The sequence below is a fragment of the Arcicella rosea genome (assembly GCF_040543805.1).
Lineage (GTDB): Bacteria > Bacteroidota > Bacteroidia > Cytophagales > Spirosomataceae > Arcicella > Arcicella rosea.
The window spans coordinates 13,942-30,498 of the sequence record NZ_JBEUMS010000002.1 but is presented as its reverse complement, the minus strand read 5'-3'; the positions used below and the strand labels follow the sequence as shown (position 1 = coordinate 30,498).

At 35.1% G+C, this 16,557-nt stretch carries 16 protein-coding genes; all 16 read left to right on the top strand.

Annotated elements, in window-relative coordinates; translation table 11 throughout:
* Nucleotides 1–4: 4 nt before the first annotated feature.
* Nucleotides 5–1,009 (top strand): NADP-dependent oxidoreductase, encoded by a 1,005-nt coding sequence (locus tag ABID42_RS03570; protein ID WP_367282462.1) that lies wholly within the window; start codon nucleotides 5–7, stop codon nucleotides 1,007–1,009.
* Nucleotides 1,010–1,301: 292 nt separating this feature from the next.
* Nucleotides 1,302–2,093 (top strand): cyanophycinase, encoded by a 792-nt coding sequence (locus tag ABID42_RS03565; RefSeq protein WP_367282461.1) that lies wholly within the window; start codon nucleotides 1,302–1,304, stop codon nucleotides 2,091–2,093.
* A 133-nt stretch (nucleotides 2,094–2,226) separates the two neighbouring features.
* On the top strand, nucleotides 2,227–2,817 hold the full coding sequence (locus ABID42_RS03560) for a TetR/AcrR family transcriptional regulator (protein WP_367282460.1): 591 nt from the start codon (nucleotides 2,227–2,229) through the stop codon (nucleotides 2,815–2,817).
* 69 nt (nucleotides 2,818–2,886) lie between these two features.
* The gene (locus tag ABID42_RS03555; RefSeq protein ID WP_367282459.1) at nucleotides 2,887–3,348 is read left to right on the top strand and encodes a hypothetical protein; all 462 of its coding nucleotides are present in this window, start codon (nucleotides 2,887–2,889) and stop codon (nucleotides 3,346–3,348) included.
* A gap of 1 nt (nucleotide 3,349) precedes the next feature.
* Nucleotides 3,350–3,670: a DUF3817 domain-containing protein gene (locus ABID42_RS03550; protein WP_367282458.1), complete on the top strand. Its 321-nt coding sequence runs from the start codon at nucleotides 3,350–3,352 to the stop codon at nucleotides 3,668–3,670.
* Nucleotides 3,671–3,672: 2 nt separating this feature from the next.
* Nucleotides 3,673–3,882 (top strand): hypothetical protein, encoded by a 210-nt coding sequence (locus ABID42_RS03545; RefSeq protein WP_367282457.1) that lies wholly within the window; start codon nucleotides 3,673–3,675, stop codon nucleotides 3,880–3,882.
* Nucleotides 3,883–4,035: 153 nt separating this feature from the next.
* A complete protein-coding gene (locus ABID42_RS03540; RefSeq protein WP_323257707.1) occupies nucleotides 4,036–4,362 on the top strand; it encodes an ArsR/SmtB family transcription factor in 327 nt (108 codons plus the stop codon).
* Between the two features lie 52 nt (nucleotides 4,363–4,414).
* Entirely contained in the window at nucleotides 4,415–5,053 is a 639-nt protein-coding gene (locus ABID42_RS03535) for a DUF1275 family protein (protein WP_367282456.1), read from the top strand.
* A 60-nt stretch (nucleotides 5,054–5,113) separates the two neighbouring features.
* Entirely contained in the window at nucleotides 5,114–6,526 is a 1,413-nt protein-coding gene (locus ABID42_RS03530) for an MBL fold metallo-hydrolase (RefSeq protein WP_367282455.1), read from the top strand.
* A gap of 18 nt (nucleotides 6,527–6,544) precedes the next feature.
* A complete protein-coding gene (locus ABID42_RS03525; protein ID WP_323257712.1) occupies nucleotides 6,545–7,111 on the top strand; it encodes a YeeE/YedE family protein in 567 nt (188 codons plus the stop codon).
* A 4-nt stretch (nucleotides 7,112–7,115) separates the two neighbouring features.
* Nucleotides 7,116–7,604 (top strand): DUF6691 family protein, encoded by a 489-nt coding sequence (locus tag ABID42_RS03520; protein ID WP_367282454.1) that lies wholly within the window; start codon nucleotides 7,116–7,118, stop codon nucleotides 7,602–7,604.
* Between the two features lie 118 nt (nucleotides 7,605–7,722).
* Nucleotides 7,723–8,601, top strand: a complete 879-nt coding sequence (locus ABID42_RS03515; protein WP_323257716.1) for an AraC family transcriptional regulator — start codon at nucleotides 7,723–7,725, stop codon at nucleotides 8,599–8,601.
* A 136-nt stretch (nucleotides 8,602–8,737) separates the two neighbouring features.
* Nucleotides 8,738–9,646: a helix-turn-helix domain-containing protein gene (locus tag ABID42_RS03510; protein WP_367282453.1), complete on the top strand. Its 909-nt coding sequence runs from the start codon at nucleotides 8,738–8,740 to the stop codon at nucleotides 9,644–9,646.
* Nucleotides 9,647–9,777: 131 nt separating this feature from the next.
* Nucleotides 9,778–12,624 carry a TonB-dependent receptor gene (locus ABID42_RS03505; RefSeq protein ID WP_367282452.1) on the top strand — a complete coding sequence of 949 codons (2,847 nt, stop codon included), beginning with the start codon at nucleotides 9,778–9,780 and terminating at the stop codon, nucleotides 12,622–12,624.
* A gap of 77 nt (nucleotides 12,625–12,701) precedes the next feature.
* Complete coding sequence (locus ABID42_RS03500) at nucleotides 12,702–13,892, top strand: MFS transporter (RefSeq protein ID WP_367282451.1); 1,191 nt, start codon at nucleotides 12,702–12,704, stop codon at nucleotides 13,890–13,892.
* 211 nt (nucleotides 13,893–14,103) lie between these two features.
* The gene (locus ABID42_RS03495; protein WP_367282450.1) at nucleotides 14,104–16,422 is read left to right on the top strand and encodes a glycoside hydrolase family 3 protein; all 2,319 of its coding nucleotides are present in this window, start codon (nucleotides 14,104–14,106) and stop codon (nucleotides 16,420–16,422) included.
* The last annotated feature ends 135 nt before the right edge of the window (nucleotides 16,423–16,557 follow it).

The following is a 16,557-nucleotide window of genomic DNA, read 5'->3' as shown; positions in this document are numbered from 1 at the left end:
AACAATGAAAGCATTCATAGTAAAACGCTACGGCAAAAATGAAAAGTTGCATTTAACTGATTGGACAGAACCAATTGTAAAAGAAAATGATGTTTTAGTGCAAGTCCATTCAGCAGGTGTTAATTTGTTGGATTCACTTATTAGAAATGGCGAATTCAAATTGTTTTTACCATACAAACCACCATTTGTAAATGGTCACGATGTGGCTGGTGTTGTTACCAAAGTAGGTTCAAAAGTTAGTAAGTTCAAAGTAGGCGATGAAATATATTCCCGTGTATCAGATTATCGTATTGGTACATTTGCTGAATATATTTCTATTGATGAAAATGACGTGGCTTTAAAACCAAAAAATCTTTCAATGGAAGAAGCAAGCTCAATTCCGTTGGTTGGTTTAACTGCTTGGCAAGCTCTTGTTGAAATAGGGAAAATTAAAAAAGGGCAAAAAGTTTTCATTCAAGCTGGTTCGGGTGGTGTCGGTACATTTGCCATTCAGTTAGCAAAACATTTAGGTGCTTTTGTTGCTACAACTACAAGTGCAAAAAATATTGACTTGGTAAAAAGCCTTGGTGCTGACCTTATTATCGATTACAAAACTGAAGATTTTGAAACCAAATTAAAAGAGTATGATTTGGTGTTACACAGTAATAGAGATACAAAAATTCTAGAAAAATCATTACGTATTTTAAAGCCTGATGGGCAACTTATTTCGTTAGTCGGACCACCAACTCCTGAATTTGCAAACCAGATTGGTTTACCTTGGTATTTAAAATTAGTTACAAAATTGATTAGTTTAAGTGCTAAGAAAAAAGCACAGAAACTTAATACAAATTTTGTATTCTTGTTTATGAGAGCAGAAGGCAAACAATTAGGTGAAATCACAAAACTGATTGAAGCAGATATAATTAAACCTGTGATTGATAAAGTATTTCCGTTTGTGCAAACGAATGAAGCTTTGTCTTACGTTGAAACTGGTCGTTCAAGAGGAAAAGTCGTTGTCAAAGTCAAGTAGTTTTGTCTATGCAGGGCTACTTTGGTAAAGTAGCATCTGGCTTATTAATATGCGATTAAATTTAAAATAAAACTCAAAAACAGCTTTCTGCTAAGTATTTATTATACAGTATTTTCTTGCTCCAACTTGGAGGAGTAAAACTTCGAGTGATAATTCCTTCCTACACCTTGCAGAACAAACCTTAATAAAGCCAAGAAAACAAAACAGAATGTGTTAGCAGTTAGCACTATTTTTTCCGGTTTAGATTTACGATATTGTAAGAAAATTCTTCAACAAATAATCCTTACAATTTATGCTCCAGAAAATCTTATCCATCATTTTATTTTGTACTAGTTTTACTTATGCTCAAGAACATTTAATCGTTATTGGAGGTGGCAAACGTCCAGCGGATGCACTCAATAAACTGATTGAATTAAGTGGTAAAGAACAAGGCGAAATCTTAATTATTACTTGGGCAAGTGGCGAGCAAGACGCTAGTTTTGAATCTATTAAAAAAGATATTGTTGCGTTGTCACCGATTAAAGTTGTTTCAGCACCCTTTTCTCCATTGACTGCCGAATCCAAAACAGTACTCTTGAATCAATTGAAATCAGCCAAAGGCATTTTCTTTACGGGCGGTGACCAAGTTAGAATCATGAAAGTGTTGGAAGATGAAACGCTTTTTAAAGCTATGCACGAAAGGTATCACAACAATGTTGTTTTTTCGGGAACAAGTGCTGGAACAGCGATTATGTCTGAAAAAATGATTACTGGTAATGGAAAGCTAGACGTTATTGATGGCACACAAGTAGAAACCAAAAAAGGTTTGGGTTTACTGACTAATGTGATTGTAGATCAACACTTTATTAAACGTCAAAGAGAAAACCGTTTGATGGGTTTAATTCTCCAATATCCAACTTTATTAGGCATTGGTATTGATGAAAACACTGCCGTTTATGTGCAAAATAATAAATCAGCCGAGGTTTTGGGTGAAAGTCAAGTCTTGATTTTTGATGCACAACAAAGCAAAGAAGCTATGAAACTTTACTTTTTGAAAAAAGGAGATAAGTTTGATTTAGTTAAAAGGAAGAAAGTAAAAATATAATATTTTGGTTACCGATAGATTTGCCTTTGAAAATTCCATGGATAATTTTCAAAGGCAAATTTTTGTGGCAAGTAAATTTTAAAGAAATCACGCATCTTTGTGTAATTAAAAGCATTCAATAATCTTAAATTTCATGGGCAAAGCCGCTGCAACTCGATTGACAATACTTCAAAAAGCGTTTGAATTGATTTATATTAATGGTTATCAATCGACCAGTATTGATGATATTATTGCTACTACACAAGTAACAAAAGGTGCTTTTTTCTATCATTTCAAGAATAAAGAAGAAATGGGTTTGGCTGTAATTAACGAAATGATGGAGCAAACAATGGGCAAAATGTTGCTAGAACCGCTTTTATCTTCAGAAAATCCGCTCAATGCCATTTATGAAATGATGGAATATTTATTGATTCAAGACCCATATTTACAGATAAAATACGGCTGCCCAACCAATAATTTGATTCAAGAAATGGCTCCATTGAATGAAAAATTTAATGAAGCACTTGCCAAAATCATGAATCAAATGCTTTTGGCAATGGAAAATGCGATAGAAAAAGCAAAAGATTTAGATTTAGTAAAAGCAGAAGTTAATAGTAAAGAGGTATCAATCTTTATAGCTTCTGGTTATGGAGGAATCAGAAATCTTGGGAAATTATATGGAACAAGTAATTATTATCAAGCTTATTTAAAGGCTTTAAAGTCATATCTTGATAGTTTGCAATAATTTTTTCTTCAAAAACATACTATTTAGTATGTTTTGAAATATCTTTGCATCATTAACATTCAAACATAGATGCAGATACTTTTATTTATACATTCGCTGATAAGATGGTTTGTCTTAATCAGCATTATTTATTCGCTTTTTAGGGCTTATCGTGGCTTAAAAAATCAAGCTTTGTTTAGTAAAACAGATAATGCAGTACGGCATTGGACGGCAACGATTGCGCATATTCAATTGGCAGTTGGTATTAATCTTTACTTCAAAAGTCCGACGGTTCAATATTTTTTGAGTAATTTTAAAGAGGCTAGTAAAAACTTAGAATTTACTTTTTTCGGTTTGATACACATTTTTTTGATGTCGATTGCCATTATTGTTTTAACAATTGGCTCAGCTTTAGCAAAAAGAAGAAAAACCGATGAAGAAAAATTCAAAACAATTTTAGTTTGGTTTTCTTTAGCTTTATTTATCATTTTTATTGCTATTCCTTGGCCATTTTCTCCTTTCGCACACAGAGTATTTTTTAGACATTTTTAAGATGAAAACATTATTTTCAACCAATATTGGGCGTTTACGCATCATTGCTTTTTTAGAAGGAGTATCATTTATCCTGTTACTTTTTATCGCCACACCGATGAAATATTACATGGATAGTCCGGCAGGAACAAAAATATTAGGACCAATTCACGGTGCATTATTTATCATTTTTATTCTGAATGCTTTGAGTGTGAGTGTTGAAGAAAACTGGAAATTTACAAGTACAACTTGGAAAGTATTGATATCCAGTATTTTACCATTTGGAACTTTTTATATTGACCACACGATTTTGAAGGAAATACAGAAAAGTAAAGAAGCATAACTATGATTTTTGTTTTTAAAACATCCATCAACAGCAAGTCAGTTGCGAAGCAAATTATCAAGCATTTATCAACTTTATTACCTCATGCAAAACTGACGTTTGATTTAGAAGACCGAGATAAAATATTAAGGATTGAAAGTAAATCTAATATTTCGGAATTAATAACTTCTGAATTACCAAAAATGGGCTTACTCTGTGTAGAACTAGAGTAAGCCCACTTCATTTTACTCGTTTTTTGTCGAACTAATTAGTTTATGTACAGTACTTTTTACTGATTATTACCAATTTTTAAGCTTGCTAGAATTTTACATTAGCGATATATGATAATATTATCATATATTTGTATTGTAATTAATCACAAGAAAATGGAAGTATTAGAAAATAGCCCCAAAGAGAGATTTCAGGTAAGCAAACAGAAAATGGAAAAAGCTGCTTACATCCTGAAAACGGTAGCGCATCCTGTTCGTTTGGCGATTATTGATTTGTTGAGTCAAGAAGGACAAATGGGCGTAAATGATATTTGCAAAGTACTTGATTGCGAGCAATCCTTGGTTTCGCATCATTTAATCAACATGAAATTAAGAGGGATTTTGAAATCTCAGAAAGATGGTTTGAATGTGTATTACGAATTAAAAGAGAAGGAAATTATCAAGCTTTTAGCCTGCATAGAAAACTGCGATTGCAACATGTAGCTTTTTTTGCCTAATTACATGATAAAAACAACATATATTAATTTTTAATTAGATGATTACTCGAAAAACATATCTTTCTTCTTTTTCTTTTTCCTTTGTTTCGGGAGTCATCAATATTTTAGGAATCACCCTTTTAGGATTGGTTGTCACAAATGTAACGGGGCATTATAGTTCAAGTATTATATCAAGTGGAACTGTAACGTTGAAGGATATACTTCTTACTTGTTCTTATATTTTCATGTATTGGTTTGGTTCGTTTTGGGCTTCTTCTTGCTTTTATTATGGTAAAAGCACCGATAAAGCTTATGTAAAAGTCCTACCAATTTTATTGAATCTTGCTATTCTACTTTACGCTGTTTGGTCGCAACATTTGATTGTTTGGTTACTCTTTTTAGTGTCGAGTACGCAAAATGCTTTTGGGGCAAATCATAGTGAAAATCAAATAAGAGCTTCACAAATTACAGGCGTAGTTATGGCTTCTGGATTAGACATTGCCAAGTATTTTTTTGGAGATTTTTCAAGTACTTGTAAAAAGGATTTTTTAAAAGCATTTGCTGTTAAAATGTTGAATATCACAGGATTTATTATTGGGGGAATTGCAGCCTTTTTCTATAGTTCAATCAATATTTTATGGTTGCCAATCGTATTTTATAGCATCGTTTCAATCCTTATTTTGAAGAAAAAATTGTAAGTATTTATTTAAAATCAATAGACTAAATCATTAAAACATTTCATTAACTTTTATCTTAAAATGATTGTAGAACAAATTTATACAGGGTGTTTAGCACAAGGTGCTTATTATATCCAATCAGAAGGAGAAGTAGCCATTATTGATCCACTTCGTGAAGTACAACCTTACATCGCTAAGGCTGCTAGAAATGGAGCGAAAATTAAATATATTTTTGAAACCCATTTTCATGCAGATTTTGTGTCGGGACATTTAGACTTATCTCGTCAAACAGGTGCGCAAATTGTTTATGGTCCAAATGCTAATCCAAGTTTTGATTGTATTGTTGCTGAAGACAACCAAGTATTCCAAGTTGGTAAAATAAGTATTAAAGTACTTCACACACCTGGTCATACGATGGAATCTTCTTGTTACTTATTAATCGATGAAAATGGTCATGAACATTGTTTATTTTCAGGTGATACACTTTTTATTGGAGATGTTGGTCGTCCAGATTTAGCCCAAAAATTAGGAAGTATTACCACGAAGGATTTAGCGGGTTTTTTGTACGATTCACTCAGAAACAAAATCATGACTTTGTCGGATGATTTAATTATTTATCCTGCGCATGGAGCTGGTTCGGCTTGTGGAAAAAACATGAGTAAAGAAACTTTTGATACTTTGGGAAATCAGAAAGCAACAAATTATGCTTTGAAAGAACAAACCAAAGAAGATTTTATTGCAGCCGTAACTGATGGACTTTTACCACCGCCTTATTATTTCCCGAAAAATGTGATGATGAACAAAACGGGTATTAAAACGATGGACGAGATTGTAAAAAGTGTTCAAGCTTTATCGCCAGAGGCTTTTGAAGTGGCAGCGAATGAAACGGGAGCAATTGTAATTGACACTCGCACAGCACAAGTATTTAAAGATGCTTTCATTCCGAATTCAATTAATATTGGTATTAAAGGCGATTTCGCACCTTGGATTGGAACGTTGATTACAGACATTGAACAAGAAATTCTTTTCGTGGCTGAGGAAGAAAACATTGATGAAGTAATTACTCGTTTATCACGTGTAGGTTACGATAATGTGATTGGCTATTTAGCAGGAGGAATAAACGCTTGGGTGGCAGCAGGAAAAGAAACCGATAGCATTGAATCAATTTCAGCGACAGAATTTGCTAAAAGATTTGAAGAAGCAGAAGGTAAACTTGTTGTAAAAGACGTTCGTAAGCAAACAGAATATACAGCCGAGCACGTTGATGAAGCTATGAATATTCCTTTGGCAGTTTTGAGTGATAACATGGCGGAATTTTCTAAAACAGAAACTAATTATATTCACTGTGCGGGCGGCTATCGTTCGATGATGGCAAGTTCAATTTTGAAAGCTCGTGGTTTTGATAATGTTGTTGATGTTGCTGGTGGCTTCGCTGAAATTGCTAAAACCTCCGTACCAAAAACAGATTTTGTTTGTCCTTCTAAATTAAAATAATCTTAAAACAAAGATATAATGTTAGAATTAATTCGTCAACCTTGGCACTGGGCAGTGGCAGGAGTATTGATTGGACTGACGGTTCCAACTTTACTGATTATTGGAAATAAATCATTCGGGATTTCTTCGTCCCTTCGTCATATTTGTGCGGCTTGTTTTCCTGCCGATATTCCATTTTTTAAATATAATTGGAAAAAGGAAATCTGGAATCTTTTCTTTGTTGCGGGTGTATTGATAGGTGGATTTATCGCCAATCAGTTTTTATCAAACCCAAATACAATCGTCATCAGCGAAAGTACAATTACTGATTTGAAAGCTTTAGGCATTACTGATTTTACAAATTTAATGCCTGCTGATTTATTCAGTGTCGAAAATATTTTCACGCTAAAAGGCTTGTTCTTTTTTGTAATTGGAGGTTTTATGGTAGGTTTTGGTACTCGTTATGCAGGTGGTTGTACTTCAGGACATGCCATTATGGGCTTGTCAACTTTACAATTACCATCGTTAATCGCTACGATTTCCTTCATGGTTGGGGGCTTTTTGATGACCCAATTACTTTTACCTTTAATCTTTAAACTGTTCTAAGAAAATGCAAAAATCAGAAGCTTTGATTAATGAAGAGTTTGTGTGTGATGCACCAAACGACCAAAAAAAGAAAGAACCTATAGCGGGGAATTTTAAATATATGTTGATTGGGATAATTTTCGGAATCGTCTTTACAAAAGCTGAAATTATTTCATGGTTTAGAATTCAAGAAATGTTTCGCCTCCAATCATTTTTTATGTACGGAGTAATTGGTACGGCAGTTGTAGTGGGGATGACTTCAGTTTTCTTAATCAAGAAATTCAATATCAAAACCATTTCAGGTGAAAAAATTGTATTTCACGATAAAGTATTCAACAAAGGACAAATCTATGGTGGTTTAATCTTTGGCTTGGGTTGGGCAATGACGGGCGCTTGTCCTGGACCATTGTTTGCTCAAATCGGAAATGGCTTTATCGTTGTAACCATTACTTTAGCAAGTGCCATCGCTGGTACTTGGACATACGGATATTTTAAAGATAAATTACCGAGTTAAGATTTTTTTGAGATTAAAGAAGCAAGAGACAAGAAGGAAGACTTAAGATTCAAGATACAAATTGTGTTGTTCCTATGTCTTTTCTCTTGCTTCTTTCATCTTTTCTCTCTTGTCTAACATGAAAAAACCAATTCCCATCATCACCATCGAGCAACTGAATTGTTGCGATAAACATATTCTGATGACTATGGACATCAGGCGTTTGGAAATTCATGCGAAGACTTTAACGCCTGCTGATTTTCCGCATCGTCATGATTTCTACAATTTGATTTATATAAAAAGTGGGTCAGGCACACATGACATTGATTTTAGACATTACGAAGTAGTGCCGAACCAGCTTTTTATGATGAACGAAGGACAAGTACACGAATGGGAATTGAGTGATGATATTGAAGGATACTCTTTTTTCTTTAGAAAAGAATTTTATGAAACAGATGAAAAAAGTCTTGCTTTGAATGCGCTACCTTTTTTTAATAACAGTCCGAATGATGAGCCAATGGTCATTTTTGATGAAGCTCAGGGCAAAGTAATCGTAAATCTTTTTGAGGAAATTATTCAGGAGTATTCTGCAAAACAATCAAATTATGAAGCTTATATCAAAACCATTTTAAAGCAAATTCTGATTCAGGCAGTGCGGGTTTATCAGCCAAATTATAAAGACGAAACTGCAACGGCAAGTATTTCTAAAATCAAAAACTTTGAAAATTTGATTGAAGAGCAGCACAGAAATTATAAATCTGTGAAAGATTATGCCGACCAATTAAATATTACAGCTAATTATTTGAATGCCATTTGTAATAAAATTGTTGGAAGAACGGCTGGAGAACTGATTCGTGACCGTATCGTGCTGGAAGCAAAAAGGCTTTTGTTACATTCAAGTATGTCGATTTGTGAAATTGCCTATCATCTTGGTTATGAAGACTGTTCTTATTTTATCAGGGTTTTCAAAAAAGATGTTCACCAAACACCAGAGCAATTTAGGTTGTTGAATCGATAATTGATTTCTTGGCTGAGGCATCAACATCATTCACAACTCATTCTTGACTATATAAATAATCTCAAAAATTATAGATAATTTTATATCATTGATACCCGTTTGTAGGAAATACAATCGTAAACAGTTGGAACATTCAATGGATAGACAAGAAAAAATACCTGTTCTTCGCCCTGAAGATTTAAATGATTTTCATTACAAGACCATTAAATGGCAACCCACCATTTCGCAAACTAAGCATAAGCATTATCATGTAAATCGTATTGAAGATTTTATTCATAAATTTTCATTTCCATTGCCACCGCACCGCAAAACGGTGCACGATATTATTTATTTAAAAAAAGGCACTTCCAGAAGAAGTAAAGGTTTGAATAAATACGATTTTCATGAATCTCAATTGTTTTTCTTGCCCGCTTTTCAAATTACAGAACACGAGGCGATGTCGGAAGATGTAGAAGGTTTTTTCCTACATTTTGATGAAAAGCTATTCCCTTTTTTACCTAAAAATTACCTCAACGATACTTTTCATTTTTTTCAACTTCAGTCTAGCCCAGTTATTTCTATCAGCGAAAAAGGGAGGATTTATATTGAGCAAATTTTAGAACGCTTACTTAATTTGTATGAAGATGAAGAAGAAATTAATTTGAATTTGGTGGCTACTTATCTTTTTGTGCTTTTTGAAGAAATCAAAAAAGAACTGCCAGCAGAGAAGAAAAAAACCAAAAATGCCTATTTTCAGATAACGGAGCAATTCAAAAACGCCTTGTCACAACACATTTATCAAAAACAGAACGTGACTGATTATGCCCAAATTTTGAATATAAGTCCAAACTACCTAAATAAGTGTGTGAAAAATAGTACAAATCGCACAGCGCAAGATTTATTGAATGAAATGCTCACTTTAGAGGCAAAAACACTCCTGAAGTTCTCTAATCTACAAATTTCAGAAATCGCTGTGAAGCTTTTTGACCAAACTCCCAGTAATTTTTCTAGATTCTTCAAAAGTCAAACAGGCATCACTCCTAAGCAATATTTAGAAATGTATTGATTTTGAATGATATTAGGTTGTTTTTGAATCACATAATGATTGTTATATTATGAATTTTGTAATGTTTTTTATTGAAATATCACAAAACAATATACAAAGTTATGAGAATACATATCCTAATAAAAAAAATAATGTCATTCAGCGTAATGATATTTATTAGTTTGTCTGTGATAGCACAGAACAACAAAGTAAGTGGCGAAGTAAAAGACATCAAAGGAAATCCCTTGGCTGGTGCTTCAGTTTTAGTAAAAGGACAAAACAAAGGAGCTTCAACAGATAAAAGCGGAGCTTTCTCAATTGCAAACCTTGCGAACGGCAAGTATAATTTAGTCGTATCATTTATCGGATATAAAAATCAAGACATCACGATTACAGTTCCACAAACGACAAATCTTGTTGTTTCGCTTGAAGAAGATACAGAAGATTTAGAAGAAGTAGTGGTAACTGGTGTGTTCGACAAGCGAACTAAAATGGAATCATCAGTGGCGATTTCTACTTTGAATGCCAAGCAAATGTCTTTACTTGCTCCAACTAGTGCGGCAGATTTATTAAGAAATGTTCCGGGAGTGTATGTCAACAATGCTCGTGGAGAAATTGCTAATTCAGTATATTCAAGAGGTATTTCGGCGGGTTCTATTGATAATGCATCGGGTTATTATTATGTTTCGATGCAAGAAGACGGTTTACCTTTAATGAATGTAAACTATGGAACTGACAATTATTTAAGAGCCGACATTACTACTGAACGTTTAGAAGCAGTAAGAGGTGGAACGGCATCAATTCTGGGAGCGAATGCACCGGGCGGTATTTTTAATTATGTATCTAAAACGGGAGGAAGAACTTTTCAAGGAGAAATCAGAGCGAAAGTGGGTTTGGAAGGAAATGGCAAAAACCCTTTTTATAGAACAGATGTAAATTTTGGTGGTCCTTTAAACAAAGATGGTTCATTAACGTATAATATTGGAGGTTTTTATCGCCAGTCGGACGGAGCGAGATACCCCGGTTATGCTAGTAACAATGGTGGACAAGTAAAAGCGAATATTGTTAAAAATTATAGTTCTGGTTCATTGAAAATCTATGCTAAATTATTAGACGACCGTAATGCACAAGCAGAATTTATTCCAACGCAAGGCTGGGCAGACCCTAAAATTGTATCAGGACTTTCTACGACGGATTCATATAATTTGCCAGCCTTTTCGATGCAAATTCCTATTAACAATACAGGAACAGCTATTTTTAATTCAAAAGATAAATATTATAACCGTGATAAAACGATTGGTTTGAATTGGACACAAGATTTAGGTTCGGGTTGGACTTTTAAAAATGATGGAAAATATTCTGCTAAAAAAGTAACCGGAAATGCGCCAGCAGTTGTAACGCCTTTTGCTACAGATGGCATCGTATTTTATGGTTTACCTAATTTAATTCAAACAGGACATTTAGGAACTTACACTTTTACAGACAAAGTAACAGGACAAACGTTAGGAACGGTTGGTGTGTTTCCAAACATTGTTGATGGACATTTCGCAGGATTTAATTTCGTGCCAGGAGCAAATAACAATTTTCCCGGAAGTAATATTCAGAAAAACTCATTGTTCTTTTTACCATTATTCTACCAAGACATTAGCATCAATGAATTTATGGATCAATTTTCTTTCTCTAAAAAGTTAGAAAAAATGAGCTTTAATTTCGGCGGATTTTATGCCAACTCAGATGTAAGTAGAGTAGGTGGACAGGATGATTCGGGCGTTGGTGTGGGTACTTTACAAGACCAACCACATTTAGTGGATATTTCTTTAGTAGGCTTGGATGGACAGAAGTACCAAATTACCGACCCAAATGGTTTTATGGATTTGGGAAGAGGTGGTATCTCTACTTCAAAAGCTACCAAAAATCAGTTAGCCTTATTTTTAGGACATAACTGGTCGATTACTCCAGCCTTAAACCTTGATTGGGGTTTACGTTATGAAAGAACTAATATTGCAGGAACAAATACACCAGCAACCAGAAATCCAAGAGCTTATGACCCAACTTATGGAGGAACTGATGGAAACCCTTTAACGGTCTATGATAATGGTGGTGGAATTGCAGGAACGCCTTTGGCTTTTGATAAAACGATGAAAACTTTATCATTTTCTGCTGGGTTGAATTACCGCATGAGTGAGGAAATGGCGGTTTATGTTCGTTATTCTAACGGAAATAAAACGCCTGATATTGGTAATTTTTTCTCGGCAACTGATGCTAATTTGATTGCTTCATTAAATACCGATGCACAAAATATTGAACAATTAGAAGCGGCTTTGAAAGTAAAGAAAAATGATTTAACGCTGAATGTAACGCCATTTTTCAGTACATTAAGTAATGTTCCCAACTTACAATTTGCGTTTCAAGATGCTACGGGAAACAATTATAACCCAACGACACTTTATGCAAAGTACAGAACTTATGGAGTTGAATTTGAAGGAAATTATGTCTTTTCTGCCAATTTTAGCCTAAGAGCTCATGCTACGGTACAAAATTCAACAGCAGTAAGTTTCAAAACATGGATTGCTAGTGGAAAAGGACGAGAATATGATGTCATCCAAGATTTTTCTGGAAACGAGACGGACAATAATGCCAAATTAATGTTTGGTATAGCTCCAACTTATACTTTGGGAAAATTCAATGCCATGTTGAATTATACTTATTTGGGTTCTCGCCAAGCGAATGTTCCAAATGCGTTTAAACTTCCAGCTTTCGGGCAAGCAGATTTAAGTTTGGGATATGCAGTATCGAACAATGTCCGTTTACAGGCAAACGTAAATAATATTTTAAATACTTATGGCGTAATGGGATGGTCTGGTCCGGGTGGTTTCCCCGCAGCATTGAATCGTCAGGGTTTTACTAAAGATTTTATTGCGGCTAATCCTACAGCTACTTATGCAACGCAAGGAAGTATGCCACGCTCGTATTTCTTAACGTTGAGTTACAAGTTTTAAATCATAGAAAATACTTTCAGCATTTAGACAACTAAACGCTGAAAGTATTTTCATTCGCTAATTAACAAGTATTGACAATGAACAAACTACTAACATACGAAAACAAATTACTGGCGCTGATGAGCGTTACTTTCGGATTGGTTTTTATGGATAGAATGGCAGTTGCGTATCTTTCGCCTTTTATCATCAAAGACCTTTCTTTGAACAATACGCAAATTGGTTTGCTAGTTTCTGGATTGTCCTTTACTTGGGCTTTTTCTGGTTATTTCTTAACGGCTTGGTCAGAAGCGAATAATAAGAAAAAAATAGTTTTCGTATTGTCTGTCGTGGTGTTTTCATTGTGCTCTATCAGTTCTGGTTTGGCGGCTTCTTTTGGTATTTTATTACTTACTCGCTTGCTGATGGGACTTTCGGAAGGACCAACTTTGCCTTTAATCCAGTCGTTTATCGCTAAAGAATCTTCAAAAGGCCGTTTGGGTTTCAACATGGGTTTTCTTCAAAGTTTTGGTTCAACACTCTTTGGATTTCTGATTGCCCCAATACTTTTGGTGGCTTTGGCAGAAAAGCTAGGTTGGCGTTCTACTTTCTTTATTGTGGGTATTCCGGGTTTGATTTTAGCTTTTATCAATTGGAATTTTGTAAAAAATAGTACAACAGAAAGTACACATACGCAAGAAGACCAAGGTTTGTCTTTCGGAGAAATCATGCAATTCAGAAATATCAAAGTAGCCGTTTTATTGAGTTGCTGTTTAATGGTTTGGATGAATTGTTGCATAGCATTTTTGCCAAAATTTATCGTAGAAGTACAAGGTTTACCAGAAGGCGAAGTTGGGGAAATCTTAGGTTTAATGGGGCTTTCTTCCCTTTTTTCAGGGATTATTGTGCCTACTTTATCAGATAAATTCGGAAGAAAGCCATTGGTCATAATTTTCTGTTTGATAGGCATTTTTTATCCATTATCTATTATTCTTTTACAAAATTCATCTGTTCAACTTCCTGCTATGTTTTTTACTTATTCTATGTTTGGGGCTGTTCCAGTGGTGTTTTCGGCAATACCTTCAGAAACGCTACCGATTAATTCAACAGGAAAAGGTATTGGTTTTATCGCTGGTGCAGGCGAATTTGTAGGTGGTGTTTTAGCTCCAGTGATTGCAGGAATTTTGGCAGATAAGTATGGAATGACTATGCCATTTTATGTTGCTGCGGTTGCCGCTTTGATTGCTTTTTTGGCTTCTTTCAGTTTTACGGAAACGAAGAAAAAGTTTTAGACATGAGTCTTGAGCTATCAGCGATGAGATTAACGATTTTAATTTTTATCTAAATAATTGTATTTACCGAAGAAAAAAAGGAACTTATTGGTGCTATTTGCCCATTTGTCGAGTATTTCGGCTTAAATGAAGAATAGCGAATTCGAAAAAATATTTTAGAATTACATTCGGGTTCTTATTTTAATACTTAACATTATCCTAATTACTTACAATGAAAATATCTTTTTTTACTTCAGCTGTATTGCTTTGTGCTTCGATGTCGGTTGTTGCTCAAAAAAAATGGAGCGAAACCTCGAAAGGCACATTTAGCCTTATTCAAAATCAAGGAGGACAAACATTGGGCTATTCGCCTACTTCTGGTGTTAAAATATTAACAGTCAATGGTTTGGCTTTTAAGGATTTAAACAAAAACGGAAAGCTTGATAAGTTTGAAGATTGGCGTTTGCCTTATGAAGTACGAGCAAAAGATTTAGCCACTAAACTCAGCATAGAAGAAATTGCTGGTTTGATGTTGTATTCGGCTCATCAATCTATTCCTGCACGTGCGGGTGGCTATTTTGCGGGTACTTATAATGGTAAGCCTTTTAAAGCTGGTGAAGTTGATCCAAGTGATTTAACAGACCAGCAAAAGAAGTTTTTGAAAGATGATAATCTTCGTCACGTGTTGATTACAACGGTGCAAAGTCCAGAAATTGCAGCAGAATGGAATAATAAATTACAAGCATATTGCGAAAGTGTAGGAGCTGGAATTCCTGCCAATAACAGTACCGATCCACGTCATGGTACAAAGGCAAGAGCTGAATATGATGCGGCTTCAGGTGGAGAAATTTCGATGTGGCCAAGTTCATTAGGTTTAGCCGCTACTTTTGATGCTTCGGTCGTGCAAAAATTTGGTGAAGTAGCAGCCGCAGAGTATCGTGCTTTGGGTATCACTACGGCACTTTCGCCACAAGTAGATATTGCGACTGAACCACGTTGGGCAAGATTCAACGGTACTTTTGGCGAAAGCCCTTTGTTATCAGCAGCGATGGCACAAGCTTATTGTGATGGTTTCCAAACTTCTTTAGGTAAAAATTCAAGCAACAGTGGTTGGGGTTTTGGTAGTGTAAATGCGATGGTGAAACACTGGCCGGGCGGTGGTTCTGGCGAAGCAGGACGTGATGCTCACTATGCAAATGGTAAGTATGCCGTTTATCCGGGCAATAATTTTGATGCTCACATGATTCCTTTTATCAATGGGGCTTTCAAATTAAAAGGTAAAACATTGATGGCTTCGGCTGTGATGCCTTATTATACGATTTCTTGGAATCAAGATAAAAAGAATGGTGAAAACGTTGCGAATAATTACAACAAGTATATCATCAGCGATTTATTAAGGACAAAATATAAATACGATGGTGTAGTTTGTACGGACTGGTTAGTTACTGGCGACCACAAAGCGATGGATGTTTTTATTGATGGAAAATCTTGGGGAGTTGAAAACCTTTCGCTTGCAGAGCGTCACTACAAAATATTAATGGCTGGTGTTGACCAATTTGGTGGAAACAACGATGCTAAACCTGTGATTGACGCTTATCAAATGGGCGTAAAAGAACATGGAGAGGCAAAAATGAGAGCAAGAATGGAACAATCAGCCGTTCGTTTGTTGCGTAATATTTTTAGAGTAGGTGTTTTTGAAAATCCATATTTGATTCCAGAAGAAACAAAAGCGATTGTTGGAAAACCTGAATTTATGAAAGCCGGTTATGAAACTCAATTGAAATCTGTGGTACTCTTGAAAAACCAAAGTCAAACTTTACCAATTACAACGAAAAAAACGGTGTATATACCTAAGCGTTATACGCCAGCAAGCCGTAATTTCTTAGGCATGGAAAGTCCCGCTTCGACGGATTATCCTGTAAGTTTAGACTTGGTGAAAAAGTATTTCAACGTAACGGATAATGCTGATGAAGCTGATTTTGCTGTAGTATTTATTCAAAATCCAACAGCAACGATGGGCTACGATAAAGATGATTTGAAAAACGGAGGAAATGGATATATTCCAATCAGCTTGCAGTATAACGATTATACAGCTACGGAAGCACGTGAAAAAAGTATTGCTGGTGGTGATCCAATGGAAAACTTTACTAACCGTGGCTACAAAAATAAAACAGCTAAAACAGCCAATATTACGGATGCTCAATTGGTAGTAGATACCAAAAGTAAAATGAAAAATAAGCCTGTGATTGTATCGGTAAATACTTCAAATCCAATGGTTTTCTCTGAAATTGAACAATCCGCTTCGGCTATTTTGGTGAACTTTGGCGTACAAGACCAAGCACTTTTGGATATTATTTCAGGAAAATCAGAGCCTTCGGCGCTTTTACCTATGCAAATGCCTGCTGATATGGCAACGGTTGAGAAACAAGCAGAAGACGTACCTTACGATATGAAACCACACAAAGATTCAGCAGGAAACTTGTATGATTTTGGTTTTGGCTTGAACTGGAAAGGTGTCATCAAAGACGCTAGAACGACTAGATTTAAGTAAATAAACATTAGGTTATTAACCGAGCGTCGGTCGCCTCACCCCAACCCCTCTCCTGCTGAGAGGGGAGTTTTCGGAGCTAAAAAACTCCTTCTCAGCAGGAGTTACTGTTTATACACAGGTTATAAGTATTTGATA

Bases quoted from the DNA above. Each gene is read 5' to 3' on its own strand.
- ABID42_RS03560 (WP_367282460.1), top strand. From the start codon at position 2,227: ATGGGCAAAGCCGCTGCAACTCGATTGACAATACTTCAAAAAGCGTTT.
- ABID42_RS03510 (WP_367282453.1), top strand. From the start codon at position 8,738: ATGGATAGACAAGAAAAAATACCTGTTCTTCGCCCTGAAGATTTAAAT.
- ABID42_RS03500 (WP_367282451.1), top strand. From the start codon at position 12,702: ATGAACAAACTACTAACATACGAAAACAAATTACTGGCGCTGATGAGC.
- ABID42_RS03565 (WP_367282461.1), top strand. From the start codon at position 1,302: ATGCTCCAGAAAATCTTATCCATCATTTTATTTTGTACTAGTTTTACT.
- ABID42_RS03495 (WP_367282450.1), top strand. From the start codon at position 14,104: ATGAAAATATCTTTTTTTACTTCAGCTGTATTGCTTTGTGCTTCGATG.
- ABID42_RS03505 (WP_367282452.1), top strand. From the start codon at position 9,778: ATGTCATTCAGCGTAATGATATTTATTAGTTTGTCTGTGATAGCACAG.
- ABID42_RS03530 (WP_367282455.1), top strand. From the start codon at position 5,114: ATGATTGTAGAACAAATTTATACAGGGTGTTTAGCACAAGGTGCTTAT.
- ABID42_RS03525 (WP_323257712.1), top strand. From the start codon at position 6,545: ATGTTAGAATTAATTCGTCAACCTTGGCACTGGGCAGTGGCAGGAGTA.
- ABID42_RS03570 (WP_367282462.1), top strand. From the start codon at position 5: ATGAAAGCATTCATAGTAAAACGCTACGGCAAAAATGAAAAGTTGCAT.
- ABID42_RS03520 (WP_367282454.1), top strand. From the start codon at position 7,116: ATGCAAAAATCAGAAGCTTTGATTAATGAAGAGTTTGTGTGTGATGCA.
- ABID42_RS03540 (WP_323257707.1), top strand. From the start codon at position 4,036: ATGGAAGTATTAGAAAATAGCCCCAAAGAGAGATTTCAGGTAAGCAAA.
- ABID42_RS03545 (WP_367282457.1), top strand. From the start codon at position 3,673: ATGATTTTTGTTTTTAAAACATCCATCAACAGCAAGTCAGTTGCGAAG.
- ABID42_RS03535 (WP_367282456.1), top strand. From the start codon at position 4,415: ATGATTACTCGAAAAACATATCTTTCTTCTTTTTCTTTTTCCTTTGTT.
- ABID42_RS03555 (WP_367282459.1), top strand. From the start codon at position 2,887: ATGCAGATACTTTTATTTATACATTCGCTGATAAGATGGTTTGTCTTA.
- ABID42_RS03515 (WP_323257716.1), top strand. From the start codon at position 7,723: ATGAAAAAACCAATTCCCATCATCACCATCGAGCAACTGAATTGTTGC.
- ABID42_RS03550 (WP_367282458.1), top strand. From the start codon at position 3,350: ATGAAAACATTATTTTCAACCAATATTGGGCGTTTACGCATCATTGCT.